The 27,000-nt window shown below is 69.9% G+C and carries 25 protein-coding genes and 3 pseudogenes; 18 read left to right on the plus strand and 10 right to left on the minus strand.

Translation table 11 applies throughout. The features are described from left to right. The first annotated feature begins 107 nt into the window (after positions 1-107). Complete coding sequence (locus ABZ862_RS30420; protein WP_360964959.1) at positions 108-1,031, plus strand: LysR family transcriptional regulator; 924 nt, start codon at positions 108-110, stop codon at positions 1,029-1,031. 1,125 nt (positions 1,032-2,156) lie between these two features. Next, positions 2,157-2,261: pseudogene (locus ABZ862_RS30425) on the plus strand (carbohydrate ABC transporter permease); the annotation flags it as partial. Between the two features lie 41 nt (positions 2,262-2,302). On the opposite strand, the gene ABZ862_RS30430 reads toward ABZ862_RS30425, so the two are convergent. After that, positions 2,303-2,551, minus strand: coding sequence for a hypothetical protein (locus ABZ862_RS30430; protein ID WP_360965147.1), 249 nt, complete (start codon positions 2,549-2,551; stop codon positions 2,303-2,305). Positions 2,552-2,673: 122 nt separating this feature from the next. Between ABZ862_RS30430 and ABZ862_RS30435 the strand changes: the two genes are divergently transcribed. The 9 genes from ABZ862_RS30435 (at position 2,674) to ABZ862_RS30475 (ending at position 13,387) form a co-directional block, all read left to right on the plus strand. Beyond that, a complete protein-coding gene (locus tag ABZ862_RS30435; protein WP_360964961.1) occupies positions 2,674-3,051 on the plus strand; it encodes a family 1 glycosylhydrolase in 378 nt (125 codons plus the stop codon). A gap of 44 nt (positions 3,052-3,095) precedes the next feature. Next, entirely contained in the window at positions 3,096-4,973 is a 1,878-nt protein-coding gene (locus ABZ862_RS30440) for a discoidin domain-containing protein (protein ID WP_360964964.1), read from the plus strand. 377 nt (positions 4,974-5,350) lie between these two features. Beyond that, on the plus strand, positions 5,351-6,088 hold the full coding sequence (locus tag ABZ862_RS30445) for a phosphotransferase (protein WP_360964967.1): 738 nt from the start codon (positions 5,351-5,353) through the stop codon (positions 6,086-6,088). Between the two features lie 91 nt (positions 6,089-6,179). Then, a complete protein-coding gene (locus tag ABZ862_RS30450) occupies positions 6,180-6,770 on the plus strand; it encodes a hypothetical protein (protein ID WP_360964970.1) in 591 nt (196 codons plus the stop codon). 72 nt (positions 6,771-6,842) lie between these two features. After that, positions 6,843-7,808, plus strand: a complete 966-nt coding sequence (locus ABZ862_RS30455; RefSeq protein WP_360964973.1) for a transposase family protein — start codon at positions 6,843-6,845, stop codon at positions 7,806-7,808. Positions 7,809-8,105: 297 nt separating this feature from the next. Then, positions 8,106-11,513 (plus strand): CHAT domain-containing protein, encoded by a 3,408-nt coding sequence (locus tag ABZ862_RS30460; RefSeq protein WP_360964976.1) that lies wholly within the window; start codon positions 8,106-8,108, stop codon positions 11,511-11,513. Beyond that, positions 11,510-12,565, plus strand: a complete 1,056-nt coding sequence (locus ABZ862_RS30465; RefSeq protein WP_360964979.1) for a tetratricopeptide repeat protein — start codon at positions 11,510-11,512, stop codon at positions 12,563-12,565. The genes ABZ862_RS30460 and ABZ862_RS30465 overlap by 4 nt, the downstream gene beginning before the upstream one ends. Further along, entirely contained in the window at positions 12,562-13,215 is a 654-nt protein-coding gene (locus ABZ862_RS30470) for a DUF6338 family protein (protein WP_360964982.1), read from the plus strand. Before ABZ862_RS30465 ends, ABZ862_RS30470 begins: the two co-directional genes overlap by 4 nt. After that, positions 13,202-13,387, plus strand: a complete 186-nt coding sequence (locus ABZ862_RS30475) for a hypothetical protein (protein ID WP_360964985.1) — start codon at positions 13,202-13,204, stop codon at positions 13,385-13,387. Before ABZ862_RS30470 ends, ABZ862_RS30475 begins: the two co-directional genes overlap by 14 nt. Positions 13,388-13,542: 155 nt before the next feature. Here the strand turns inward: ABZ862_RS30475 and ABZ862_RS30480 are convergent, their stop codons facing one another. Beyond that, on the minus strand, positions 13,543-13,692 hold the full coding sequence (locus ABZ862_RS30480) for a hypothetical protein (protein WP_360964988.1): 150 nt from the start codon (positions 13,690-13,692) through the stop codon (positions 13,543-13,545). Positions 13,693-14,107: 415 nt separating this feature from the next. On the opposite strand from ABZ862_RS30480, the gene ABZ862_RS30485 reads away from it, so the two are divergent. Next, positions 14,108-14,236 carry a hypothetical protein gene (locus ABZ862_RS30485; protein WP_360964991.1) on the plus strand — a complete coding sequence of 43 codons (129 nt, stop codon included), beginning with the start codon at positions 14,108-14,110 and terminating at the stop codon, positions 14,234-14,236. A gap of 173 nt (positions 14,237-14,409) precedes the next feature. On the opposite strand, the gene ABZ862_RS30490 is transcribed toward ABZ862_RS30485, so the two are convergent. Continuing rightward, positions 14,410-15,390, minus strand: coding sequence for a LysR family transcriptional regulator (locus ABZ862_RS30490; protein WP_360964994.1), 981 nt, complete (start codon positions 15,388-15,390; stop codon positions 14,410-14,412). 56 nt (positions 15,391-15,446) lie between these two features. Here ABZ862_RS30490 and ABZ862_RS30495 point away from each other — a divergent pair, with 56 nt between their 5' ends. Next, positions 15,447-16,445 carry an NADP-dependent oxidoreductase gene (locus ABZ862_RS30495; RefSeq protein WP_360964997.1) on the plus strand — a complete coding sequence of 333 codons (999 nt, stop codon included), beginning with the start codon at positions 15,447-15,449 and terminating at the stop codon, positions 16,443-16,445. Then, positions 16,442-16,804: pseudogene (locus ABZ862_RS30500) on the plus strand (nuclear transport factor 2 family protein); the annotation flags it as partial. The gene ABZ862_RS30495 and the pseudogene ABZ862_RS30500, both read left to right, overlap by 4 nt. Positions 16,805-16,900: 96 nt before the next feature. Here ABZ862_RS30500 and ABZ862_RS30505 read toward each other — a convergent pair. Next, entirely contained in the window at positions 16,901-17,887 is a 987-nt protein-coding gene (locus ABZ862_RS30505; RefSeq protein ID WP_360965000.1) for a helix-turn-helix domain-containing protein, read from the minus strand. A gap of 74 nt (positions 17,888-17,961) precedes the next feature. Between ABZ862_RS30505 and ABZ862_RS30510 the strand changes: the two genes are divergently transcribed. Beyond that, entirely contained in the window at positions 17,962-18,549 is a 588-nt protein-coding gene (locus ABZ862_RS30510) for a cysteine hydrolase family protein (RefSeq protein WP_360965003.1), read from the plus strand. A 144-nt stretch (positions 18,550-18,693) separates the two neighbouring features. Here ABZ862_RS30510 and ABZ862_RS30515 read toward each other — a convergent pair whose 3' ends face one another. Further along, positions 18,694-18,900: a hypothetical protein gene (locus tag ABZ862_RS30515; protein WP_360965006.1), complete on the minus strand. Its 207-nt coding sequence runs from the start codon at positions 18,898-18,900 to the stop codon at positions 18,694-18,696. Positions 18,901-18,925: 25 nt separating this feature from the next. Between ABZ862_RS30515 and ABZ862_RS30520 the strand changes: the two are divergent. Continuing rightward, a pseudogene (locus ABZ862_RS30520) lies at positions 18,926-19,074 on the plus strand (ATP-binding protein); the annotation flags it as partial. A 12-nt stretch (positions 19,075-19,086) separates the two neighbouring features. Here the strand turns inward: ABZ862_RS30520 and ABZ862_RS30525 are convergent. From ABZ862_RS30525 to ABZ862_RS30545, 5 genes are all read right to left on the minus strand, one after another. Continuing rightward, a complete protein-coding gene (locus ABZ862_RS30525) occupies positions 19,087-20,166 on the minus strand; it encodes a hypothetical protein (protein WP_360965009.1) in 1,080 nt (359 codons plus the stop codon). A gap of 332 nt (positions 20,167-20,498) precedes the next feature. Further along, positions 20,499-21,530 (minus strand): serine hydrolase domain-containing protein, encoded by a 1,032-nt coding sequence (locus tag ABZ862_RS30530; RefSeq protein WP_360965012.1) that lies wholly within the window; start codon positions 21,528-21,530, stop codon positions 20,499-20,501. 706 nt (positions 21,531-22,236) lie between these two features. Continuing rightward, positions 22,237-22,878 (minus strand): hypothetical protein, encoded by a 642-nt coding sequence (locus ABZ862_RS30535; RefSeq protein ID WP_360965015.1) that lies wholly within the window; start codon positions 22,876-22,878, stop codon positions 22,237-22,239. 530 nt (positions 22,879-23,408) lie between these two features. Further along, on the minus strand, positions 23,409-24,065 hold the full coding sequence (locus ABZ862_RS30540) for a hypothetical protein (protein WP_360965018.1): 657 nt from the start codon (positions 24,063-24,065) through the stop codon (positions 23,409-23,411). Positions 24,066-24,392: 327 nt separating this feature from the next. Beyond that, positions 24,393-24,695: a transposase gene (locus tag ABZ862_RS30545; RefSeq protein ID WP_360965135.1), complete on the minus strand. Its 303-nt coding sequence runs from the start codon at positions 24,693-24,695 to the stop codon at positions 24,393-24,395. Positions 24,696-25,291: 596 nt separating this feature from the next. Between ABZ862_RS30545 and ABZ862_RS30550 the strand changes: the two genes are divergently transcribed. Next, on the plus strand, positions 25,292-25,705 hold the full coding sequence (locus ABZ862_RS30550) for a cobalamin-dependent protein (RefSeq protein ID WP_360965021.1): 414 nt from the start codon (positions 25,292-25,294) through the stop codon (positions 25,703-25,705). A gap of 62 nt (positions 25,706-25,767) precedes the next feature. After that, positions 25,768-27,000: a methylaspartate mutase gene (locus tag ABZ862_RS30555; protein WP_360965138.1), complete on the plus strand. Its 1,233-nt coding sequence runs from the start codon at positions 25,768-25,770 to the stop codon at positions 26,998-27,000.

Below are 27,000 nucleotides of genomic sequence, written 5' to 3' on the forward strand. Positions count from 1 at the left end.
ATGAGGCGCTGAGGGCGAAACCGCCCCTCTCTTGCGCCCGCACCTCGAAGGTATGAGCGCGCAGCATTAACTTCAAGTGCATGTGAAGAATGGTTAGAGTGACTCACATGCAATTGGATTTGAATCTGCTCGCCGCGCTCGACGCGCTCCTCGAAGAAGGAAGCGTGGCCGGTGCGGCCGAGCGCCTGCATGTGACAGCCCCGGCGATGAGCCGAAGCCTCGGCCGGATCCGGAGGGCGACGGGCGATCAGATCCTGGTGCGCACCGGCCGCTCCATGACCCCGACCCCGTACGCGATCGCCGTTCGGGAGCAGGTCCACGACCTGCTGCAGCAGGTCCACAGCGTGCTGGCGCCAAGCCGTGAACTCGATCTCACGACGCTCGAGCGCACCTTCACTCTTCGCTGGCACGATTCTCTCGTCGCCCTCGGCGGTCCCGCACTCCTCGCAAAGGTGCGTCAGCAGGCGCCAGGCGTGCGGTTGCGCTTCATCGCGGAATCGAGCATCGACACCCCCGGGCTGCGTCGCGGCGAGGTCGACCTCGAGGCGAACGCGAACCGCCCGGCCCAGCCCGAGATCCACGCGGAACAGGTGGCCGAGACGCGCCATGTCGTCGTCATGCGGCGGGGACACCCGCTCGCCCGCGTCGAGACCGTCACCGCCGCGCAGTACGCCGAGGCCGAGCACATCGCCGTCTCGCGGCGCGGAAGGTTCGACAACGCCGTCGACGAGGCTCTGGCGCGGCTCGGCCTCACCCGGCGTGTGGTGGCGACCGCGCCCACCGAAGGGGCCGCGCTGGAGTTCGTGCGCGAGTCCGGCCTCCTTGTCACAGCCCCCGAATCCACGGCACACGCCCCGGCCGCGGATCTCGGTCTGGTCCTCCTTCCGCTGCCGTTCGAACTGCCCTCGGCCGCGGTGTACCTGTCTTGGCATCAGCGCTATGACACCGACCCCGCACATGCGTGGCTACGCGGCCTGGCGCGGACCGCGTTGGCCGGTTCGGCGAGAGGCCGGAATCAGACAACGCGCTGACAGCACCGCCGCCCCGCGCGAGCGGTCAGCCCCGTGACCGCGGCTGGGCGCCGGCCGGGCGGAGCTGCGGCGCCCGCGCTGTGTCCTACCGGGTTCCGCCCCACGAAGAGGGAAGAATCCGGCAGCTGATCACGACATCACACAGGCCCTGGCCCCCTGGATGCCACGGCCCGCCCGGTCCTCCGCCGGACGGGCCCGCGGCCCCGCAGGGGGACACCGCATACGGGGGGCCGTGCGGGCGCGAACGGGCCCACCGGGAGCCCGGTCCGTCGCTGCCCGGTCAGCCGGGCTCCCAGGCACAGCGAGGGTCGAGGGTCGTCCGATCGGCTGTCACACCTGATCGGCCGACGCCTTGCGTTGAACCGCCCCGTAGCCCCTCCGGGAACCCGACGGCCGTCCCAGCCGGGAGCCACCAGGCCCCGGTCGCGGTTACGGGCGATCGGCAGCCTTGGCGCCACCGAAGGTGATGGAACGCCCCGGTGTTGTGCTCGGCGGGACACCCTCAGAGGTGCCCTCCTGCTGCGAGGAGAGTTCCTTGGCGACTTGGTTCCGCAGGAACGCCGAGGGCTCCCGGGCCCGCTCCCGCTGAATCATCTGACCTCCGCGGCCGGACCCGGGAACGTCCTCACCCCGGTTGCGTGCGCGCGGGACCGTCAGGGCGGGCAGGGCCCGTGCTTCGGTCCCGACACCGGCAACGGGATCGCAGCGTGGCCCCTGCCGCTGACCGGGGAGACGGCGCCATGCCGGCGGCATGGACATCCGCAGGCCCTCAGCGTGCTGCGGCCGGGGCTGCAGAGCCGAGCCCAGCCCCGGTGGCGGTCGCATGGCGGTTCAGGGGCCCGCCGAAACGCGACCGCCGCAGAAGGGCGGTGTGGTTCTCCCCTCGCAGGTCGCGACCCGTACGGCGGCCCGGCGCCGCCACCCGGCCTCCTTCTCCCCAGCCCTTTTTGGCCCGGCCCGGCGAGATACCCGTGCCGGATCCCTTGACGGGTGTTTCTCTTTAGAATTAACTCATGTCCTAAATTAAGCCATGAGGGGGTCCGGGAACCGGATGGGGACGACTCCGGCGCCGCTTTCGGGGCTTCGACTCCCGGGAAGGGACAGCAGGAGCCATGCCCAGCATCCGGCTTCGTCGCGGTCGCCGTATCCGCCTTCGTGAAGGGCTGGGGCGAGGTGGTCCTCGCCTCCCTGCCGGCCGGCGACACCACCCGCACGTCGGCCGTCGCTCTGCCTGCCTCCACCGCGAACCCGACCGCGCGACCGTCGAGCGCTCAGCCGCGTACGTGTCGGTCGCCGCCGTGCGCCTGGGCGGCCGCGTCATCCACTGGGCCACCCTCGACGAGCCTTCCGGTGCTGAGGGCGGCCTCGTCGGCAATCTCTCCACCGTGTACGCCGCCACCGGCCGTTGCGAGGACGAGGCAGTCGCCCGCCGCCACGACGAGCACGTCGACTGCCGGTGGCTGGACCGCGCGCACGACCGCGGCTTTCCGGCCGACCGGTGTGAGGGGTGCGTCGTCCAACTCCCCGAGCGGCCGGGCGACGGGGCGAGGGTCGCCGCCCCGCTGGACCGGCTGGGCCCGGACCGCTGCCTTCGGGCGGCTGTCGCCGACGACCCCACGCGTCCCGCCCGCGTGGCCGCTGCGTGCGCGCCTCGGAGTCCCGCGCGCCGATCTCCCACGAGTACGGCGTACGGGAGCCCTCCATTGCCGAGAACGGCTCCGCCCGCCCGGACATGGCCCATCCTGAGGGCGCCATCGGCGACACGGAGCGCCATGACCACACGGTCGGGCACCTGCCCGGCTGTATCTGGGCGGCCTGCAAGGGCGCCTCCCGCGCCGACTGCTTCGCCTGGTCGCCGCCCGGCAACTCCGAGCGGGCGTACGGCTGCGACAAGCGCTTCGGCTTCGTCCACGTCGACCGCCGCACTCACGTCCGCGCGATCAGGGACCGGACAGCGGGCACCGGAACGCGGAGATCGTACGCGGCCCCGCAGCCGGACCCGAAGACTGAATTGGCATGAACGCGACAATTTTGCGAATCCCCACCTCCCCCAAGGAGAGCCGCATGCCATCCCGCACCCCGCGCATCCTCCTGACCGCCCTGGCCACCCTGGCGGTGCTGTCCGCGGGCCCGGCGTTCGCCGCGCCCGCCGCGGTGCCCGCAGCCGCCGCCGCGACCTGGGACACCGACCGCGCGGCCGCCGCCTACGCCGCAGACCCGGCCGCCGTCACCGCTTCCGGCAGCGAGAACGGCGGCACCACCCCGGGCCTCGCCTTCGACGGCAACGGCGCGACCCGCTGGTCCAGCAACTTCGCCGACGACGCCTGGATCCGCATCGACCTCGGCACGACCGTCCGGATCGACCGGGTCGTCCTGGACTGGGAGGCCGCCTACGGCAAGAGATACGTCCTGGAGGTCTCGAAGAACGGCAGCGACTGGACCTCCTTCTACTCCGAGACGGCCGGCACCGGGGGATCGGTCACCGCACACACGTACCCGCAGGAGGTGACGGGCCGCTACGTCAGGATGCGCGGCATCGAACGCGCCACGCCGTACGGCTACTCGCTCTACGACTTCAAGGTCTACGGCGGCGAACCCGCCCCAGCGTCCACGACCCGGACCGACCTCGCCCTGAACCACCCCGCGTACTCGAACTACTACCAGGACGCCGGCACTTCACCGTCGTACGTCACCGACGGAGGCTGGCCCGCCAACCTCAGGGACGACGCCACGCGCTGGGCGAGTGACTGGAACGCCGACCGGTGGGTCGCCGTTGACCTGGGCGCACAGTCGACCATCGACACCGTCGACCTGTACTGGCAGGCGGCCTATGCCGTCGACTACCAGCTGCAGGTCTCCGACGACAACCACACCTGGCGCACGGTCTACCAACCCTCCGCCGACCAGGTCGCCGCGCGCCGGTCGAACGTCCAGTCGCCCGCGGACGCGGTGGGCCTGCACGACGCCGTCACGCTGCCGTCCCCGGTCGCAGGCCGCTACGTCCGCATGCTCGGCAAGGAGCGCCGCTCCTTCTACAACCCGGCTCCCTACACGGCCCAATTCGGCTACTCGCTCTACGAGTTCCAGGTGTGGGGCACGGGCGGCAGCGCCGCGGCGGCCTACCCCGCGCTGCCGGGCGACCAGCCGGGCACGTACCAGACGACGTTCTTCGACGACTTCACCGGCATCGCGCTCGACCGCTCCAAGTGGCGTGTGGTACGCACCGGCACGGAGATGGGCCCGGTCAACGGTGAGTCGCAGGCGTACGTCGACTCGACGGACAATGTCCGCACACAGAACGGCTCTTTGCTCCTCGGGGCGAAGTACTGCAAGGGCTGCACCCGGGCGGGCGGCGGCACCTACGACTTCACATCCGGCCGCATCGACACCAACACGCACTTCGACTTCACCTACGGCCGGGTCAGCGCTCGGATGAAACTCCCGGTCGGCGACGGCTTCTGGCCCGCCTTCTGGCTGCTGGGCAGCAACGTCGACGATCCGTCCGTGTCCTGGCCCGCCTCCGGCGAGACCGACATCATGGAGAACATCGGCTACCCGGACTGGACGAGCACCTCCCTGCACGGGCCGGGTTACTCGGCGGACGGCAACATCGGCGCCCGCCAGACATACCCGAACGGCGGTACGGCCGACCAGTGGCACACGTACGCCGTCGAGTGGACACCGACGACGATGCGCTTCTCTGTGGACGACCGCCTCGTCCAGGAGACGACGCGCAACAAGCTCGAATCGACCCGGGGCCAGTGGGTCTACGACCACAACCAGTACGTCATCCTGAACCTCGCCCTCGGCGGCGCCTACCCGGCCGGCTGGAACCAGGTCACGAGCCCCTACTGGGGTCTGCCGCAGTCCAGCGTCGACAGGATCGCGGCAGGGGGAGTGCAGGCGGAGGTGGACTGGGTGCGGGTGGAGCAGAAGCGCTGACCCGCCGGGACCAAGGACGGGGTGCCGGCGCGGCCCTTGGCCGGCCGCCATGGCCGGCCAAGGGCTCTGACCTGCTCACTCACCGGCTGGGGGTTTCGGCTGAAGCGTCGTGACGGTTCTCCCTCCGCGATGCGCGGCCCTTCGAGACCACCGGTGTACCGAGGACGGAGCCAGCGGCGGTGGGCAAGGAGTGGCGTGCGGTCATAGAACTTCGCGTTGGGGTCGAGGCTCATCGCCGTGCACTTGAGGCGCAGTACCTCACCGGCGATGTCCGGGCGGGAGCGCGTCCGCTTCAGGCGGGCGGGCAGCGCTCCCATGGGCGTGGGGAAGCCGCAAGTCACTGAGAATTCGAGGTGACGATCGGGCAGGGTGGAGGGATGCCTGAGTCGTCCTTGCCCGGAGGTTTCATCAATGCCGTCGTTCGTGTCGGCGACACGGTGCGCCGTCCAGCGTCTGCTCGCGCGAAGTTCGTGGGTGATCTGCTGAGATTGCTCGAAGCCGGTGACTGGAGCGGAGCTCCGCGGTATCTCGGTGTGGACGAAAAGGGCCGCGAAGTGCTCAGTTACCTGGATGGCCATGTGGCGTGGGAACCGCGACAGCCTGCTGCGGTGTCGTCGGACGAGAGCCTGGGGGCGGTCGCCCGGCTCGCGCGCGAGTTCCACGACCTGACGGCCGGTACCCGACTGGCCGGAGACCACGAGGTCGTCTGTCACAACGATCTGTCGCCCAAGAACACGGTCTACCGGCTGGTCGGCGGCTCGCTTCGGCCGGCGGCATTCATCGACTGGGACCTGGCGGCGCCCGGCGCCCGGATCCATGACATCGCTCATGTCTGCTGGCAGTACCTGGGTCTCGGCCCTGCTGTGACCGACGTCGGTGAGGCGGGCCGCCGCATGAGGTTGATCGCCGACGGCTACGAGCTGTCGGACCGGCAACGTCTTGTAGCCACGGTCCTGTGGTGGCAGGACCGGTGCTGGCGGGGCATCGAGACCGAGGCCGATGCGGGTGACGTCGCCATGGTCAGGCTTCGTGACGCTGGGGTCGTGAGAGAGGTTCAAAGGGCGTATCAGTGGGTTTCCGATCATCAGCATGCTTTGGAACGCGCAGTGCAGTAAGAAGCCGCCATTGTGGTCTTTGCTGGTCAGCGGGGCTGGTGTGACGTCTCGTAGAGGCGCTCGTGCTGGTTGGGATGGAGATCGGTAGCACGTGATCATCCGTCACGGGTGGCCTCTGTCCTTCTCGTACGGGGGACTTGGGCTGCCGCTAGGTTCTGCGGCGGGAGGGATGTTCACGACGGACGTGCTGACCTGGACGGTCGAGCGACGGGCTGAGCTGGCGGAACGTGCCGAACTGCTGCGCAAGGAGCTGGCCGGGATCGATGCCGAGGTGGCCCGGCTGGAAGCCGCCGAGGTGGTGTTCGGACAGTGGGCCGAGGCGACCGACGGCGGCCGGCAGTCGTCGCGCATTGTGGAGCCGGAGCCGGAGCCGGAGCCGGAGCCGGAGCCGGAGCCGGGGCCGGAGCCGGAGAAGGTGGTGGTCGGGCCGGGTGCGGGTGGGATGCGGCTGGTGCCGGAGCGGACGGAGGGTATGGGGGCGGAGGTCCTTACGCCGGAGTATCAGCGGATCATGGCGATCGTGGCCGGCGCGAGCGGGCCGGTGATGGCCAGGGATGCCGCGATCGCCCTGGGCCGTGAAACCACACCGGGCAAGGTCGAGCCGGTCCGCGGTCAGCTGCGCGAACTCTCCGACCGGGGCTGGCTGGCCCGGACCGGATCCGGCCGCCACCTGCCGCGCTGACCGGCGAAGACTGCAGCGGAGCGGCCGATTCCTGCCGTAGCACGACGACCCCCGGCGGGAGTTGGTGAGTGCGTGAAGACAAACCAGTCCGCCGAGGGCTCTCACGACGTTGTCCACCAGGTCCGCCTCCCACTGTCGAAACGGACCATCGACCTCGTCGCCGGTCTCATACGTCGCCGTCGTCACCGGATGCGCTCCCGCCGGCGCAGGACCGGCCCCGGCACCCAGGCGATCATCGTGCTCGCCGTGCTCCGCCATGACCAGCGCCTTTCCGATATGGCCGGCGGCAACGACGTGTCCGCCTCCACCATCCGCCGCCGGGTCCAGGAAGTGATCGAACTCCTCGCCGCCCGCTCCCCGCGCCTGGACCGCGCGCTGAAGAAGATCGCCCGCTGCGGCGGGGTCGTGGTTCTGCTGGACGGCACCCTCATCCGCGCCCGACGCCGCACCGGGAGGGACAACCGGAAGAACTGCAGCGGCAAGAGCAAGGCTCATGGCCTGCTGTCTCTCGCACTTACCGATGAGAAGGGCAACCTGATCCGGATATCCGCGGCCAGGCCCGGCGGCTCCAGCGAGATCACCGCCTCCCGCCACGACAAGATCACCCGGCATCTGCGGGAGGCCGGGCTCGGGGCCCTGGCTGACCTGGGCTTCGTCGGTCTGGACGACAAGCCCGACGACGACCCAGTGATCATCACCGGCCGCAAAGCAACCCGCAACCACCGCCTCACCGCCGCCGAGAAGGAAGCGAACCGCCTGGTCAGCCGGGAACGTGCCGCGAACGAACACGGCTTCGCCAACCTCAAGACCTGGCAGAATCCTGACCAAGCTCCGCATGAACGCCCGGCACGCGACCACCCTCCTGCGGGCCCTGCTCGTCCTGGCGACCACCGAAGTACAGCGGTGACGGACGATCACGCGTCAACGATCACGCTCCCGATCAGCGCGAGCACCCCACCCGAACGTCACGCCAGCCTCGCTGACCAGCAAAGACCACGATGGCGGCTTCTCATTGCGCCGCGGTGGTGCCCAGGTTGACGGACGTGGTGATCAGGAACTTCCTGCCGCCGGAAGCGAACGGCAACGGCTGGCAACGCCACCAGCCTGGGGGGCAGTTCATGCCTGAGGCGTCCTGGCACAACCGAGACACCGGGAGCCCGCGCGAGGTGCCCGATGGCGGAATCACGGGTTCACGCGGCGGCTGTCACTGTGTGTCCCTACAGTGGGGGCAGCGGGTGACGGTGCGTCTGCGGTTCGGCGGCTGCACCCCGAGGACCTCCGGTGCGCACGGGGAGGGGGTCCTCACTCGGAGCGTGCGACGTCGGTTGGGGGCCGGTGAACTACTCGGTTCGGATCAGGCACGATTGGCAGTGCCGCAGGTGCGGCGAAGGCGTCCAGGACAACACGTACATGGTCGTCGACGCCCTGGCGCGGCCCGACTTGGTGCAAGGAGTGATCAAGGGCAACGTGCCGTCGGTCACTTGTCCCTCCTGCGGCGCGAGGAAGGCCCGGTTCTTCCCGCTGTTGGTGTACCGCGGCGAAGCGACCGGGCAGTTGGTCTACTTCTATCCGCCTCGCACCCCGCCCGAGCAGGACGAGGCCGACAAGAAGCTCTACGTGGAGGCGCTGCTCGACAGGCTGGGGCCGGTGAGTGCGGAGGAGGCGGAGAACTCCGGTGTCCTGTCCGTGCCGTTCGACGCGGCACGGGGAGTGCTGGCGCCGACTGCGCGCGGCGCCCCGGCAGACGGAGGGCCGCGCATGTGCAGGGTCAAGCCCCGGCGCTCGCCAGCACCGCCTGAAGTGCTGCGGATCGGCGCCGAATTGGTGGCGTCCGGGCGTGCCGGGCTCGGCCGGTCCCTGAGCGACAGGCCGCTCACGGAGGAGCTGGCGCGTCTGGCGGAGCGGGCGCTGGAGCTGTTGGGCGACCGTGACCAGCCCGAGTTGCGGGGCGACCTGGAGATGACGCTGGGCATGATGCTGAGCAGTGGGAACCGCGGTCGGGACGTCATCGGCCTGGAACGGGCCATCGGCCTGCTGCTGCGCAGAGCGCGCAGCATTTCGAGGGAGGAGGACCCGCAGGGCTGGGCCATAGCGCGATACGAGCTGGCACGCGCCTATGGCCAGCGTTACACGGGCGACGTTGACGCCAACCAGGAGCTGGCCGTCCGGCACCTGCGGGCGGCTCTGGAAGAGACAGAGCCGGAGCGCGATGCCGGGACGTGGGCACGTGTCCACAGTGAGCTGGCGAAGGTGCTGATCGATCAGGGCACTCAGTCCGCACCCGGCCAGATCGAAGAGGCCATCGGCCTGCTGGAACCGGTCGTCGCCCGGCTCGACCGCGCCCGGGACAAGGAGCTCTGGTGCGACGCCCAGAGCTTCCTCGCCGGCGCGTACAACGTACGGCAACAAGGCGACCCGGCCGTCAACAGGGAACACGTGGTGCGGCTGTACGAGCAGCTGGACGCCTGCGAATCGGAAGAGACCGACCCCGAACAGTGGGCCAACACGCAGGCCCGACTGGCGGTCTCACTCAGCAAGAGAATGCGCGGCGACAGCCGGGAGAACGGCCTTCGCGCACGCGAGCACCTGCTGCGGGCGCTCGCCGTCTACGAGCGGGTCGGCGACCTCGGCGAGGCCTCCAGCACCTACGACAAGCTGGCCGTCGTCGCAGGCGAACTCGGCGAGTACGACGAGGAGATCCGGTGCCACGAGACCGCCCTCGTGAACCGCCGCAGGGACACCGCTCCCCACCTGTGGGCACGCAGCATGTCCAAGCTCGGCTGGGCCCTGCTCGAGCGGGCCGAGAGAGGCGAGGCGGAAAATCCTGCCGCCGGGGCACGGCGGGGGCTGGGGTACATCGAAGACGCCGTCGCCGCCTACGAGGGTCTCCCGACCAGGTTCGAACTCTGCTTTCAGCTCGTCTCCTTGGCGAAGGCGTGCCGGGTCTGCAGCAAGCTGGACCCCTCGCGGGAGGACGAACTTCGTGAGCAGGAGCTGTCCGTTCTGCGGGAAGCGATGGACCGTGCCCACGGTCACAGCGACCTGCTGCGAACCGCGGCAGAACAGCTCGGTGACGCTCTCGCGGAACGGACCGAATGGTCCGCGGCGGCCGACGCGTACCAGCAGGCCGTAGAGGCGGACGAACAGCTCTTCCGCGCCTGCCTGGTGAGCTCCTCGCGTGAGCTGCGGCTGAACTCGGCCGGGGATCTGCATCAGCGAGCCGCCTACGCACTCGCTCGCGCGGGCCGGTCGGAAGAGGCGCTGCACTGCCTGGAGCGGGGCAGAACACGCAACTTCAATCTGGCCCTGTCACCGGATCACGACCAGCTTCACCGGCTGGCGCAGACGGACCCGAAGACCCACACCGCCTACGTGCGAGCCGCCGAAACGGTACAGACCCTGGAGGCCCGTAACCGTGAGCTGAGCCGGCAGGGAGCCCTGCGGGACGGCGGGCGGGACTTGGAGGCGGCCGAGTACGAGCTGGGCGGAGTCCTCGACGAAGCCAGGGCGGAGCTGGCCGCCGCCCTGGCTCGGGTCAGGACGCTGCCGGGTATGGGGTCCTTCCTGCGGGAGACGACACGGGCCGACATCCTGGGGGCCGCACGACCGGGAGAGCCGCTCTGCTACATCGCCGCGACGAAGAACGGGAGTCTGTCCCTGATCGTCCGGCACGAGAGCGATCCCGGGCCCCGCGTCGAAGCCGTGGAGTCCACGCTGACCGCCGCGGACGCCCGTGCACTGGCCGACGCCTTCGCCGCAACCGTGGCCGGGAAGGGAGGGGAGCTGCGGAAGCTGCTCCCGCGGCTCGGGGAGGAGCTGATCGGACCGGTCGCCGAGGCGCTCGGCACGGCGACCGGCGTGGTCGTGATCGCCTGTGGCCCTACCGCCCATCTGCCCCTGCACGCCGCGCACCTTCCTTCGACGGGCGAGCCGCTGCTTGCGACCTGTGCGGTCGCGTACGCACCGTCGGTGCGACTGCTCCTCGCGGCCAGACACCGGGCCGCGGCACCGCTGTCGGAACCCCTTCTCGTGGCGGCGTCCACCCCGGGCCAGGACAGAGGACTGCTCGCCGCGCAGGAGGTGGAGACGCTGCGCCGGCTGTTCGCCGAGGTGGGGGAGAGCCGGGACGTCACCGGCGGTCCGCCCGGGGCGGAGGACGCGTGCACAAAAGGGGACCTGGTCGCCGCGCTGTCCGGCGGCAGCCACGTCCATCTGGCATGCCACGGCGCCTACGACCCGACCGATCCGCTCGCCTCCGGGCTCGACCTCGACGGCGAGCGCATCACCCTGGCAGACCTGCTGAACGCACGTCCCCGGCCGCTGGAGCGGGCCCGGCTGGTGACCCTGTCGGCCTGTGAGACCGGGCTCGTCGACTCCCGCCTGCCGGACGAGGCGATCGGGCTGCCGACCGGCATCCTGCTGGCCGGCGGAGCAGGCGTCGTCTGCACGCGCTGGAGGACGAACGACACCGCAGCCGTGCTGTTGATGATCGCGTTCTACCGGCGGCTGCTCGGCCACGGCGTCGAGCCGCCCCCGTACGGCACACCGCCCGGCGTCGCCGAATCACCCGCACGCGCTCTGCGGTGGGCCCAGTTGTGGCTGCGCTCGGCCACCGTGCCTGAACTGCTGGGCCTGGACTGGCTCCCGGCCGAGATCCGCCGGCGGCTGATGTCCCGCCGTGTCCCGGCGCGTCCCTTCCGGCACCCCTTCCTGTGGGCACCCTTCAGCATGGTGGGGGCATGATGACCGAGGCGCCGGACACGACCGCGGCCGACTTCCTGCACATGCCCGCCTACGAACGGGTCGCGCTCTTCGCGCTCGTCGACACCCCGGCCGTCCGGCGCACGCTCTCGGACAGGGAGGTGGCCTCCACACTGGGCTCGCTCTGCCTGGCTTACGCCCAGGAGGAACGCTACGACGAGGCCTTCGCCGCAGGGCTGCGGGCGCAGCGGATCGCCAGGGGCCGGGTGGCGGACGACCCGGCACTGCTCGGCCACGTCCTGCTCAACCTCGGGGTCGCCCACAGCCAGGCAGGTGACCTCGAACAGGGCCTCGCCGCGTATCTCGAGAGCTGGACGCACGCACGCCGTGGCCGCGACGAGGAGACGCTGTTCAAGGCCGGTGCGAACGCCTTACTGGCGCTGGAGGCCGGGCGGCCGACCGGGGAGGCCGAGTTCGCCTTCCTCCAGGAGTGCCGTGCCGTCTTCGAGGCGGCGGACCGGCAGCCGGAAACCGCACGGGCCTCCCGGTTGCTCGGGGAGGCGCTCCTCGACCGTGGACAGGTGGCGGACGCGATCGCCGTCCTGGACCGGGTTCTGGTGCTGACCGAGTCGCTCGGGGGTGCCCGGTCGATGCGTCGGGAGACGACCCGGCTCCTGCTGGAGGCGGACCGGCGCATCGGGGACCCGGCGGACGCGCCGCCGCTCGGCCCCGGTGTCCTGCGCGAGGTGCGCGCTCTGGTCGACGACGGTGTGGAGAGCGCGTTGCGGGGCATCGTGCCGCGCACGAGGACGTGCTTCTCCCGTGCCCTGGCCCTGCTGGAGCGGCGCGCCCGGCCCCGGGAACGCCTGCTGGCGGCATTCCTCCTGCTCGTAGGCGCCCGGCTCGCCTTCCACGAGGACGACGAGCCGGCGACGATCGAGCTGATGAAGCGGGCCGGGCGGGAAGTGGAGCTGATCAAGCCGTCCCCGGCCGAGTGGGTGAAGACCCGCGCCTATCATCTGGACCTCGCCGCACTGAGCACACTGGCCCGGAACGCGGCCGTCAGCGCGCGCGAGCGGGGGAGCGGACCATGACACCAAGTACCGTTCAGCAACTCGCGATCCTGGTGCTGCTGGTTCTGCCCGGCACCTCCTACCTCTTCGCGAGGGAGCGGCTCCTCGGGATCCGCGAGGCCGAGCAGGAGGTGAACAACCGCTTTGTGCACGCCCTCGCCGTCGGAGTCCTGCTCGACGCCGCATATCTGATCGCCGTCGGTCCCCACCTGATACGGCTGCTGCGGGGCGGGGGGAAGCGGCCTCTGACCGGTGTCGCCGAGCAGCCGCGGGAGGCCGGGCTGTGGCTGCTGTTTCTCGTCGTCGTCGTGCCGACGCTGGTGGCGTGGGCGGAGGCGTACTGGATCCGGCGCCGGCGCGCCGCCGTGCACGAGGGGACCCCCACCGCGTGGGACGCTCTCTTCCGGGACCGCGGGGCGTGTTTCGTCCGGGTCCGGCTGAAGAACGGCGGTTGGGCCGGCGGCTGGTACGGAACGCGCTCGCGTGCCTCCGCCTATCCGCAGCCCGGTGACCTCTACCTGGAGTCCCAGTACCGGATGGAGCCGGACGGCACCTTCGGACCACGGATGAGCGGCACGGCCGGGTTGTACGTCCGGGCCGCCGACGTCGACCTCCTGGAATTCCACGAACCGCGCCGCGACACCCGAGGAGACGCCGATGACGCAGCCTGACGCCGCCGACTACGACGAACTCGACGACGACTTCGCGAGCTGGGCGGGCCCGCCGCGGGGCACCCACCATCCCAAGAAGGAGGACGTGCCCGAGAACCAGGCCCTGCCTCCACAGGGACCGGCCGGTGTCTCCACCACCGTGGAACGGGACGGCGACACATCGCCGCAGTGATGTGACCGAGTGCGCGGTTCCGGGCGGCGTCCGCCGGACCGCCATGGACTGGGAGCCTCGGCCCGGGCACCCTGGGGCCCGTCTTCAGAGATCATCGAATGGTGGATCGTGGTGGGGTGACTTGTCGTCATGAACTCACCGATCCGGAGTGGGAGTTACTGAGCGCGCCCCGGCTCCTTGGGAGCCGTGAGGTCGTCCTTGGCTTTCAGGAGCGTCTGCTTGACCTGCGGGAATTGTGCTCCGAGCATGTCGGCGGCCGTGTCGGGCGGACGGCGGACGGCGTCCTGGCCGGGCTGGGCGAACACGGTGCGGATGGCCGCACCGACATCGCCGCCGCCCTACGCCGCACCGCCCGCGACTGCCGCAGACCCCTGACCGCCCTCGGCCTCACAGCGTGGACCCGGACAGACCTCGATCATGCGATGGACCCTGTATGTCCTCCCCTCACCCGCATCGTCGAGCTCACCGCTGACCACATCCGACGCGACCAGGAGAACACCTCCCTGACGGTCGAACAGCGCCCCTTCGTGCTCCCCCCGAAGCTCGCCCGTCTCATCGAGGGTCAGCTCCGGCACAGCACACCCCGGAACAGCACCACGACCGGGCACAGATACCCCCTGTCAGGCCAAAACCCTGGACGCCCGCGTAACCCCCCTCGATCTCGCTGGCCCCCTGAGACACCACGGTCTGCCCGTCCGCGCGGCTCGGAACGCCGCCATGATGGACGCCCTGGTAGATCTGCCGCCCGTGGTCGTCGCCGGCCTGCTCGGCATCCGCCCCAAGACATCCGACCGCTGGGCCACGCTCGCCGGCGAGAACTGGTCCGAATGCTTGCCCTCGCTGACGTGACCGGGCCGGGCCGTGGTTGCGTGCTGCTCGCGCGCCAGCGCCGCAGACTCCTCAGGATGCAGTGTTCCCTACGAGGAGAGCACAGGCCGTTGTCGTTTCTCGAGAGGGGGCGGCGACAAGACGGGCAGTTCCTGCGGCGAGCGGTGTTCAGCCTGCGGCGAGTCGGCGGAACTCTACTCGGACGCCCTGGTAGATCTGCCGCTCATGGTCATCGTCGGCCCGGTCCCGGTCAGGACGGCTTTGGCGGCAAGCCGGAGATTCCTGATCATCGGATTCGGGTCGCCCTTGCGGCTGATCAGGACGACCTGGCTGGGGGGAGCGCCCTCGATCGGGACGGTGACGAGGTCGGGACGCAGTGAACTGCGCCGGTCGCCGACCGGTAGCACGGCGATCGCCTCGCCACTCGCGACGAGTTCGAGCTTGTCCTCGTAGCTCTCGACCGGCGGCACGCCGGCCCCGAGGATTCGGTAGGAAGCCCAGTCTGCGGTCTCGAACGCGCACTGCGCCGCTTCTTCGCCGGCCAGTTCTTCCGCGGTCACCGACGCGCGGTCGGCCAAGGGATGGCCGCGCGGGACCACGAGCATCCGGGGCTCCTCGTACAGCGGGGTGGTGAACAGGTCGTCGGCGTCGAGTGGCAGCGGGGCTCGCGTGATCAGGGCGTCGACGCGCTTGTCGGAGAGTGCTCTGACGTCGCGGCAGCTCAGATGCCGGGTGGTGATCTCGGCGTCCGGGTAACGGCGGCGCAGTTCCCGTACGGCGGCAGTGACCACCAGGTCTTCGACGTAGCCGATGGCGATTCGTTCGGTCTGGGCTTGTTCACGTACGGCCAGCTCTGCCTGGCGGGCGGCCTGCAGCAGGGCTCGGGCCCGGGGGAGGAACGTCTGGCCGGCCGGAGTGAGCCGGGTGCCCTGGGGGGTGCGGTCCAGCAGTCGTGTGCCGAGATGTTTCTCGAGCCGTTGAATCTGGCGGCTCAGCGCCGGCTGGGCCACGTGCAATTCGCCGGCGGCCCGGCCGAAGTGCTGGTGTGCCGCCACCACGGTGAAGTAGCGCACCAGCCGCAGTTCCAGGTCCTGCCCGAGATCGTTCACCCTTGCAGCGTACGCGTCATGCTGTTTCGGAATGACCGGGTTGCCGAACCGGCCTTGGACTGTCATGCCGTCCTGGGCCTTGACTGAAGATGCAACGTTTCCCCGAGAAAGCGACAGGTGTGATGAAGGCGATTCAGTTCCACGAAGCGGGCGGGCCGGAAGTTCTGCAGTACGACGAGGTGCCGGTTCCCGAGATCGGCCCGGGCGAGGTGCTCGTCCGGGTGCACGCCGTGGGCATCAACCCGCCGGATTGGTACCTGCGTGAGGGGATGAAGGTCATGCCGGCAGAGATGAGGCCGGCGCTGGAGTTCCCCCTGATTCCTGGAACGGACATGTCGGGTGTGGTGGAGGCGGTCGCTCCGGACGTGCCGGGGTTCGCCGTCGGCGACGAGGTCCTTGGCATGCTGCGGTTCCCCGGATTCGACGGCCGGACGTACGCCGAGTACGTGGCCGCGCGGGCTTCGGACTTGGCGCACAAGCCGGCCGGTATCGACCACGTGCAGGCGGCTGGGGCGCCGATGGCTGTGCTTACGGCCTGGCAGTACCTGGTTGATCTCGGCCACGACGTGCCGTCTCCTTTCACCGGCCAGGTGCACCAGCCGGTGCCGATCACGCCAGGGATGACCGTGCTGGTCAATGGGGCCGCCGGTGGAGTGGGCCACTTCGCGGTGCAACTGGCGAAATGGAAGGGGGCACACGTCATCGCGGTGGCCTCGGGCCGGCACGAGCAGTTCCTGCGCAAGCTCGGCGCCGATGAGTGCATCGACTACACCACGACGCAGGCCGCGGACGTGGTCAGCGGCGTCGATCTGGTGATCGACACCGTTGGCGGCCCGGACAGTTCACGCTTCCTGACCGTGCTCAAGCGCGGCGGCAGCATGCTTCCGGTGTTCTTCGCCCAGTACGACCCGGAAGAGACGGCGCGTCTGGGCATCACAGTCTCGAACATTCAGGTACGGTCCAACGGCCCCCAACTCGCCGAGATCGGGCGCCTGTTCGACGAGGGCAAGCTCCAGGTCGGAGTGGACAGCACTTACTCGCTGTCCGAGGCGGCCGGCGCACACATGCGGGCCGCGCAGGGCCACATCCAAGGCAAGATCGTGCTGAGGGTGGTCTCGTGATCGCCGAACTCCAGCAGGCGGTCGCGAAGTACGCCCACCTCTTGGACCAGCTGAATGCGCCCGAGGCGGAAGCTGTCCTGGCCGAAGACATCACCTGGACCTTCACGATGCCCGGGCAGGGAGTGCTCGGCCCGGTCGCCGGAGGCACGGCGGTGCTCGACTTCATCCGTGACGGGCGCACGGCCCGGACCGGAAGGGTGCGGCACCACCTGGACAATGCGGTGGTCACGACGATGGACGCCACCACCGCTGAAGTGCGGGCCTGTCTGGTGCAGACGAGGAACACCGGCGAGAGCAACCAGATGATCTCGACCGGGGTCTGCACGTTCGGCCTGCGCCGGTCCGGCGGTGGGCGGCGGATCGCCGAGCTCACCCTGACGCTCCCGCAGGATCGTCAGCCCCGCTTCCAGCCGGATCGCAGCCAGGACCGGATTTCCGGGGACCTCCTTGCCCCGCTATCTGCTGGGCCCGTCCGGTGCAGCGAACGACGCCCGGTAGGCGCGCGGGCTGGTCGCCAGCCGGGATGCGAAGTGCTGGCGCATGGTGACCTCGCTGCCGAAACCGGACCGGCGGGCGATCTCCGGCATGGGCAGATCGGTGCGTTCGAGGAGTTTCTGGGCCGCCGCGATGCGGTGGTCCAGAAGCCAGCGCAGCGGAGTGGTTCCGGTGGCCGCAGCGAAGTGGCGGGCGAAGGAACGTCGCGACATCCCGGCACGCGCGGCGAGCGCGGACACGGTGAGCGGCTCGCCGAGATGCGCCAGAGCAAAGGTGCGTACCTGGGCCAGCACGTCCGCGTCGCGGTCGGCGTGCGGGGTCGGGTGCTCGATGAACTGGGCCTGGGTACCGGTCCGGAAGGGCGCAGTGACCATGGACCGGGCGACCGTCGCGGCCGCTTCCGCGCCGTGCGCGGTGCGTACCAGGTGCAGACACAGATCGATGCCGGCGGCAGTGCCGGCGGACGTCCACAGATTGCCGTCCTCTATGAACAGGGCGTCCGGCTCGACCCGCACCCGTGGGTGCCGGGCCCGCAGCAGATCGGTCAGCGCCCAGTGGGTCAGCGCGCGGCGGCCGTCCAGCAGTCCCGCCTGGGCAAGCGTGAAGGCACCGCCGCACAGCGCAGCGATGGTGGTGCCCCGGACGTGGGCGCGGCGCAGTGCCGCCAGGACCGGCTCGGGCGCCGGGGTGTCATGGTCGTCCAGGCCCGGCACCAGGATCAGCTCGGCGCGGGGCAGCCAGGCGAGGGTGCGGTCCGGGGCGAGCGCGAGCCCGCCGCGCAGCGGTACCGGTTCGGGGCCCGCGGCCACCCGGCGCAGCTCGAACGCGGGCACCCCGCGGTCGGTGCGGTCCGCGCCCCACACCTCGGTGATTACCGAGACGTCGAAAGCGCGGATGCCGGGGAAAGCGAGCAGGGCGATGCGGTGGGCCGGTGCCGGTCGGGTCATCCTGGCAGTAAACCATCGATCGCTGTCTTTCCGCCTTCTGTGAAACCTGCTGGTTGGACGGCAGGATCGTGAACATGGAGATCACACAGAACACGGCGCTGGTAGTGGTGGACGTGCAGAAGGGCTTCGACGAACGGGAGTTCTGGGGCCCGCGCAACAATCCGGCCGCCGACGAGAACATCGCCTCCCTGATCGCGGCCTGGCAGGACACGAACCGGCCGGTCGTCTTCGTACGACACGACTCCGACAAGCCCGGCTCGCCGTTGCGGACCGGGTACGAGGGCAACGACTTCAAGACGTACGTCGAGGAGCGGCGCGGCAAGGGCGGCGGGCCGGAGCTGCTCGTCACCAAGTCCGTGAACTCGGCGTTCTACGGCACCCCCGACCTTGACGACTGGTTCGAAGCGGCAGATATCACCCAGGTCGTACTGGCCGGCATCCAGACCAACATGTGCGTGGAGACCACCGCCCGCATGGGCGGCAACCTCGGCTACGACGTGCTGGTCGCCCTCGACGCCACCCACACCTTCGATCTGACCGGCCCGAACGGCTGGTGCCTGACGGCCGACGAACTGGCCCGGGCGAGTGCCGTCTCGCTGCACGGCGGGGGCTTCGCCCGGGTGGTGACGACCGACGAACTGGTCGCGGCCGTCCGCCCCTGAGCCCCGCCCGCTCCTGGCCGCCCAGGAACACCGGGGTGGGTGAACGTCGGCATCCGCCCCGTCAAGATCGGCGCGCAGGCGCGGTCTGTCGCTCGGCCGATCCCCAGTGGCCCGGTAGACGTGCCTGAAGTCGATGATCCGCCGTCAGAGAGTGCAAGCGACTTCAGTCGTCCGTGCCCGGTGCCGCCGCCCGGGACAGTGGAACTCCTTGAAGATCTGCACATACCCGCGCCGGGTCGACGTCGCCCGGCCCTTCACCGCGAGGTCGCCGAACACCCGGTCGATCCACGCGGGTCGGCCCAGAGCCGCGAGGGTTCGCTCCGGCAGGCCGATGTCGTTGTCGATGGTCACCGTGCTGAACCCGCGAGCCCGTCATGGCTGGTCCAGGACCTTCGCCGACCCCGCCTCTGTGCGGCTATCGTCGACCGCCTGACCTTCAACGGCACCATCATCGAGACCGGCACCGACTCCTACCGCCTCGCCGCGACCCGGGCGCGGACCGAAGTGCTCGCCGAAGCCGTCTGACCGCTGCATGGTTCAGCTTGCTGGTCCTCCACCCCAAGGATCGTCAAGCACTGTTTCGGGGACGTTCGCCGTGAGCATTTCGTCGATGCAACTGCGCAGCCCGACGCCGGTGGGGTCGATCCAGGTGAGCCATGGCACCGGCTGGAGCAGGCCATCGTATTGACGGGTGCCATGGTCGGTGAGGAGGGCGCGGAGCTCGTCGGGGGCGGGGCCGGTGACGAGGCACAGCCAGGCCGGGCCGGCGCCGATGCGGACCTCGGGCGGTCGCCCGGGATCCGACCACAGGCCCCGGGCCCACCTGGGAGCATGTTCATCCTGATGTTCGCGGGCGAGTTGGGCGATCGCCAGGACCAGGCTCACCCGGACTACCGCATCGTCTTCCTCCGCCAGCCTGGACTGCAGAGCAGAGGAGACGTGTGAAAGCCCGTCGGCCGCCGCCGCCAGGACGTAGGCGGTCACGGAGCGGACCTCGGGGTCGGGGTCGGAGAGAAGCGGGAGCAGAAGGTGCAGGTCGTCCGTGACGGCCTGACGGGCGGCCTGGATCGTCCAGTCCACCGGGCACATCGTGCTGCCCTCGATCATCAACGGCTCCTCGGCGACCTGGAGCAGGCCTTCCCGCGATCCGTCCCCCATGTGCTGACACCGGCCGATCTCGGCGATCAGGCGAAGGGTTCGGGCTCGGAGTTCGGGGCGCGCGGTCGCCGCGATCCGGAGCAGGAACGGTACCGCCAGTGCTCCCACCGCGATCGTGCTGCCCTGATGGTGAAGACACGTCCAGAGCTGCCGCAAGGCCCTGTCGGCAGCTTCGGCGTCCTGGGACGCGAGTGTGGCGAGCAGGTCGGGGATCTCCTCGCCCGGGCCGTGGAAGTGGCGGAACCGCTGCCAGGGGACCTCGTCGTACCTGAAGCCGTCCTTGGCCTCCCGCGGGATCGCGCTGACGACCGCCCGCACGTCGCAGTCCGTGCCGACCCACCGTTCCGGCCGGTCGGCCCAGCGGTCATCGTCCATGGCTTGGCCTTCCAGCCCATCGGCAGCATCCGAACGCCGGGATTCTGACGACCGGTGATCAAGAACGGACCGCTTCTGCCGCACTCCAGGGGTACCGCACCACGGCGACGTCAATTCCTCGTGAGCATCTGCAGCACTCAAGATCGTCAACTGCTGCTCAAACTGCTGATCAAACGCTGCTACTTCACGTGAACGAAGCCAGCCTTACGAGCCATCCGTTCCTGGCTCGCCCCCGCCGTCACCCTCAGCCGGTGGTGGCGAGTATGGACGGACACGGATCCCGCCCGCCGAGCTCCAGGACCTGATCGACGCGGTCACCACCGGACACGGCATCGGCCTCTACTGCCGGACTCGACGAACTACCGGTAGGCGTTTCGTATCGTGATCCGGCGGCGGCTCCCACGGACATGCGCAGGTCAGTCGAACATGGCGCAGTTGACCGCGTCCATCAGGGCCGCGCCGGTCCGGTGCGCCTGCTTGTTGAGAGTGGATGTGGCAAAGAAGAAGGCGGCCGTGCGATGGCCGGTGGAGTCGGTGACGTTGTAGGTCGCATAGCCCGGGACGACGCCGACGTGGTCCCAGACCGTGCCACAGGAGGTCTTCGCCGTCTCGATGCCCAACCCGTAGCCGAGCTCGTCCGGGTCTCCTGGCCCGTCCTCCGGCACGGTGGTGCGCATCTCGGCCAGTTGGGCGGCGGGCAGCAGGCGGCCCGACATCAGTGCGCCGTAGAAACGGGACCAGTCACCGGCGGTGGACACGATCGCCGCATCCGCTCCGTCGGCCGTGACGTAGTCGCCGGTGACGTCCACGTGGTCGTCGTGCTGCGGTCCGGCGTAGTTCCTGAACTCGTCGGGGACGTCCGGTGGCATGTGGGCGGCGTCAGGTTCGTAGCCGTGCGCGTGCCGGTCGTGCCAGGTGGAGCCGGTGGCGTAGAAGGTGTGCCGGAGCCCCAGGGGTCCGGCGATCCGGTCCCGCACCAGCGCCGCAAGGTTCTTACCGGTGACCTTCTCCAGGACGGCGCCGATCGCGATGTAGTTGGTGTTGCTGTACGACCACTCGGTGCCGGGCTCGAACAGTGCCGGGTGTCCGCTCACCAGGCTCAGGATTTCCGTCGACGTCCATACGCGGGAGTCCCGGCCGGTGAGGGCCGGGACGAGGGCGGGGTCCTCGGTGTAGTCGAACAACCCACTGGTGTGGTTGAGCAGCATGCGCAGGGTGATCGCCCTGCCGTTGCGCACCTGGCCGGGCAGCCACTTGTCGACCGGGTCGGTGAGGGCGAGTCTGTGCTCAGCGACCAGTTGCAGGACGAGGGTGGCCATCACCGTCTTGGTGTTGGACGCTTCTCGCACCTCGTCGTCCGCTCTGAGCCGATGGTCCTTCTTCGTCCAGGCGGCCTGCTCGGAGATCTCGATGGGCCTGCCGTGACCGTCGTCCACCCGCACGATCACCCCAGGCACTCCTTCTTCCACCAACTTCCTTGCCAAATCGTGCAGATGAGCGCGTGTCTCCGCAGTGCCGTCCTGTCGGACCGCCGAGAGGGTCCGAGGGCCGGCGGCTGCGCTCTCGTGGACCGCCGCGCTCTCGTGGATCGTGTTCGCACTCGACGGGGTCGCGGCAAGGGGCATGACGAGGGCCGCGGACACCGCAACTGTTGCTACTGCGCGAAACCCCGTCAGTTGCGGGCGCCGTCGGACAGGCTCATGCACACGCAATTTATGCTCCTTCGAGAATCCGAGAAGGCCGTCGGGCACCATCGGCGTACGGGGAGGAGAACACGGGACTTCGCCCGGCGAGTTGTCGCCCGGCCGTGGGGCGAAGCCGGCTCCGGCGGGCCCTGCACTACCCTGGGGAACCTTTCGGAGGATAGCCGAAGGTGCGAGAATCCTGGGTGGAGTCCGCGGGGCGAGCGGTTTCAGCGAGTTGCTGCGTGCATGGCGGACGCCGTCACTTGCATGCGAGTTCCGAGACCGGTGCACCCTTCCAGGGTGCCCGTTGATGCAGGCCGAGTCGGGCCGGGCAGTGTGGGTGCGGCCCGGAGCCCGGGGGCTTGCGCCAGGGGCAATCGATCGTGCGCAGTGACTGAGTTGCCCTTCGCGCTGCACTGGGTCAGGTATTCGTACAAGTTGCGCGTCGCTGCACGGTTGCTGCGGGTCTTCACACGGACCCCGGATCCAGGATGGCGCGCGCCCCGGGAACGAGCCAGATTCCCGCGCCGGGCGCCGCGGGGCACCGCGCGGCTGCGCGGGGAGCGTCCCGCCGCGGGGAGAGCGCGTACCGCTTGCGGGCTTCGGCCTTTGCGACCGCCAGATGACCCCGGTACCGGTGTCCGGGCCGCACCGGCTGCCCGGCGTCATCGATGATCTCCAGTCGGCCCTCCTGCCGGACGGCCGTGAGGAACTGTGCCAGTTCGTTGCCGCTGGGGAATCGGGGCAGGGATTGCCGGGCGTGGAAGGCGAGTGCGGCGCTCAGCGGGGCTGGACGGCCGTGGCGGCGCCCATGGGAGTGTGCCCGATCCGCCAGGGCGAATGCACCGGCCGGTGCATTCGCGCAGATGGCGCTCTGCGCAGGAGAAGCGCCGCAGACGGGTACGAGGCGGCGTGCGATCTCACCGAGACGGCAGGCGGCAGGCTGCTTCCCGGTGCTGTTCACGCGCAGCGTGTCCAGTCGGCCCGCGGTCCGCAGCGCGGTGAGCGTCCCGCCGCCGGCAGCGGGGGAGCCCGGTGCGCACAGCCGGGCGAGCGGCCGCAGCCCGGTCTTCCCCCGGCCGTGCAGCGGGGTGCGCGCGGTGAGACACAAGGCCGCGAGTCTGACCCCGGCGGGCTGACCGTGCAACGACGCATGCCCGAGCAGTCGGCCCGTCCACTCCGGCAGCGCAAACTGCTCGAACGAGGTGACCGGAGCACCACTCGAACCGCGCGGTCTTCCAGACTGTCCAGCACCGACCCCGCCCGGAAGGTGTCACGTCGTCCTCCTCACCCGCCTGCGCATCACCGATGCCCGTGATCTTCCGGCATCTGAGGCCGAACTCCCGGGCGCGTTCCGACGGTTCTCCGTGCCGGCGCTCCGGCACACGAGCGGACGAGTTCGAGCGCTGCGACGAGCAGGGGGACAAGGAACCGGCCAACGTTCCGCCGTACAGGGCACACTGCCGTGCGCCTCCACAGAGGGACGACGTCGGCCTCCGAACGCGGCCCGACACGGCGGAGGACTGCCGACCCGAAGGCGCACCCGAAGGAGCAGCCTGCGCCTCGGCCTTCCCGGCCGCCGCTCTTCAGCCGGCTTCCCTCCTCAGCGCACCGGCATCCCCGCGGCTTGAGATCGACGGCTCAGCTGCCCGTCGGCTCGACGGGCGCACTCTGCTGGGGTTCGGCCGGAGTGTCGTCGATCTCGGTCGCGGGGGCGCTGTAGAAGACGGAGCTGCCCTGCCGGGTGCGCTGGATGCGGTTCTTGGCGACGAGTCCTTCCAGAGTGCTGCGCACGACCGTGGTCTTGACGCCGCGGTCGGGGTGGGCCTGGCCGAGCGATGCGGCGACCTCGGCCGCGGAGCGGGGCTCGTGGTGCTGGGCGAGGTGGTCGCGGACGAGTTCGACCAGCGTCGGCTGCGACGACGTGGGTGTGGTGACAGCCGATTTCGCGGCAGAAGCCTTCTCCGGCACGGCCTTCCTGGTCGGCTTGCCGTTCCCGCCGGTTGGCTTCTTCGCTCGCGTTGCCTTGTGGGATGCGGCAGAGGCGGGTGTCCTCTTACGAGGCGGGGGAACCGAGCTGTCGTCGGCGGCGAGGGCCTGCGCCTGTGGGGCGGCGCCGAGTACCTCCTGGACGTGCGTCAGAACCGACTGCTCGTGCTGCAGCACGCTCAGCTGCTTCTGCAGAGCGGCGATCTCGGTGGCGAGACGCTCCTGCTCGCGGCCGTTGGACTCCAGGTCAGCGGCCACTCGTGAGCGGTACTGGTCTGTCAGGCCGGTGGCGGCTCTGTCGGTAGACATCGAACTCCTCCTGCGACTGGGGGCTGTGAAGGGGTTGGCGGCTGGACAGCCGCCTGCCGGAGGCGACCGGTCCGGTGCCTGGCGCCGTGTGACGGCGGGAGTGCGACCGCTGTTCCACATCTTGGTGGATAGTACGGACGAATTGAGCCTGGTGCTCCTGTCGAACGACGTCTTCACTCTCGACCTCGGCCCCGAACACGGCCTCGGCTCGCTCGTTGATCTCCGCTGCCGCGTTGATCCCGCGGTTTCGAAACGGAGACAGCACCCCGTGCATGTTCACGACGGCCTCACGGGCTCTTCCCGATTGGACGCCTTCCATCCCTGATCTCAGTTGAGCAGGACGATCCGGCGCAGGAGCCGGTGTCCGGCGCGGCCGTACATCAGGCGCTTGAGAAGTTTGATCTCTGTGTTGGCGCCTTCGGTTCGGCCGTTGTGCCAGGGCAGGGTGAGGACGGCATCGACTGCGGCGCGGTCGCGCTCCGGACCGTTCGCGAAGGAGTGCAGAAACGGCAGGTCAGCACCTCGAGCCCGGGTGATCCAGGCCGCCGGCTCCCGGTGTTGTCCGTGTGCGGAGTCAGTGGTTCGGCGAAGGTGCGTATCTGGTCGGCCGGCACGGTCATCTCGGGACAGGCGCCGGTGAGCTGGTCACGCAGGGCGCACTGGTCCTCGCCCAGGCGGTCGGGATGGCAGGTGAGCAGACCGGTGACTTTGCGGGGTGACAGGGCGGCATGGTCGGCCTCGACGCGTCCTTCTCATGCTGGGGGATCTTCATCCTTTCCCTTGCCGTCATGATGATCGGCATCATCATCGGTGCTATCGGCCTCGGGTTGACCAGTTACTGGTGATGGACGGGTCATTCCGTGCGTTGAACTCGTCAGGGCCCGGTCGGCGCAGTCACGGCAGCAGGCACGCGGCAGTTCCTCCTCCCATCGGGCGTCACAGGACGGACGGCGTGGGCTGCATCGCTGCTGGTGAAGCCCGTTCGAGCAGGAGCGTCTCTCTGCTGGACCGGGCGGTCCCGGGCCGGGTCGAAGGGCCGACCTGGTGACGCGCCCGCGAGGGACACTCCCCGGTCGGCCGATGGCGCCGACCACTTGCCGGATGAACTGCCGATGCCCCGAGTGCCCCGGCCATAGCGTTCCGCATCGGGCCTGTCGGCATCCGCCGTGGGCCCGCCGACCGGCCGACGAACGCGCCGCGAACCGGGAAGGGCTGAGCGATCAGGCATGGATGTCGTGCTGACGACGGTGGCCTCCGATTCACACACCTGGAACCTGACCTATCTGCAGGTCCTGCTGACCGAGCTCGGTCACCGGGTGACGAATCTGGGCCCCTGCGTACCGGACGAGGTGATCGTGCACGAATGCTGCCACAGGCGACCTGATCTGATCGTCGTCTGCAGTGTCAACGGGCACGGATTTCATGACGGCAAGCGGATCGTGGCCCGGCTGCGGTCGTGCCCGGAAACACGAGAGGCTCCCGTGGTCATCGGCGGCAGCCTCGGCATCGGCGGTACCGACGGGGGAGCGCGGTCGCGGGCCCTGCGGGCGGCCGGCTTCGACGAGGTCTTCGAGGGCGGCGCGGCGGTGGACGAGTTCTGTGCCTATGTGTCCTCGCTCTGTGCGGAGCTGCCGGCGTGACGGCGTTCGGTGGCTTCGTGAGACGTGCCCAGGAGTCGGGGACGCTGGTGGTCCAGCCGAGGATGGGCATGCAGGATCCCCTGCAGATGAGAGCGGGGCTGCTCGCCACCAAGCGCGCGGCGGCCACCACCGTCGGGACGATCACCCTCGACAGCTACACCCGCACCGGTGACTTCGCTGAGGCGCACCGGTCGGTGGCCGCCGGACTGGAGCTCAACGGCTACCCGCTGGTCTCCCTGGGCCCGGACGTCACCCGCCGGGTGCTTCGGGGAGTGGCCGATCCGAGTTTCCCGGTCCAGGTGCGGCACGGGTCGGCGGACCCCGAACGCATCTTCACCGCCCTGGCACAGACGGGCCTGGCGGCGACCGAGGGCGGACCGGTGTCGTACTGCCTGCCCTACAGCCGTACCCCGCTGCGTACGGCGGTCGGCGCCTGGAGACGCTGCTGCCGGATGCTCGCCGAACGCCGGGAACAAGGTGTGGAGCCGCACCTCGAGACGTTCGGCGGATGTCTGATGGGGCAGCTCTGCCCGCCGGGTCTGCTGGTGGCCATGAGCGTGCTGGAGGGCATGTTCTTCCGGGAGCAGGGGCTGCGCAGCATCTCGCTCAGCTACACCCAGCAGGCGAACAGCCGCCAGGACGAGGAGGCGGTGGCCGCGTTGCGCCGGATCGCCTCCGAACTCCTGCCGGACGTCGAATGGCATGTCGTGGTGTACGCGTACATGGGGGTGTTTCCGCGTACACCGGCCGGCGCCCGGCTCCTGTTGGAGGACGCGGCCCGGCTCTGCGTGCGGACCGGGGCGGCTCGGCTGATCGTCAAGACCACGGCCGAGGCGTACCGCATCCCCACGATCGCGGAGAACGTCCGGGCCCTCGAACAGGCAGCCGCCGCCGCGGCCGGCGCAGGATGCCGGCTCCCGGAAGCGACCGTGCCGGACACCGGTATCGAGGCGGAGGCCAGGGCATTGATCGACGCGGTCCTGGACCTGCGGACGGATCTCGGCGACGCCCTGGTCGACGCTTTCCACAAGGGTTACCTCGACATCCCGTACTGCCTGCATCCGGACAACGGCGGCCGGTCCCGCGGGCGGCTCGACCAGGACGGGCGCCTGCACTGGTCGGCCGTCGGTTCGATGCCCGTCCCCGCGTCTGCAGTGGACCGGCACGCGGACCCCGGCTCGGCCGAGTTGCTGGCCGCGCTGTCGTTCGTGCGGCGTACCTACGACCGGCGGGCAGCCGCCACCCTGAAGCACAGCCCCACCGGGGAAGGCCATCAAGGGGGAACACAACTGTGA

This window comes from Streptomyces sp. NPDC047000 (genome assembly GCF_040644295.1).
Lineage (GTDB): Bacteria > Actinomycetota > Actinomycetes > Streptomycetales > Streptomycetaceae > Streptomyces.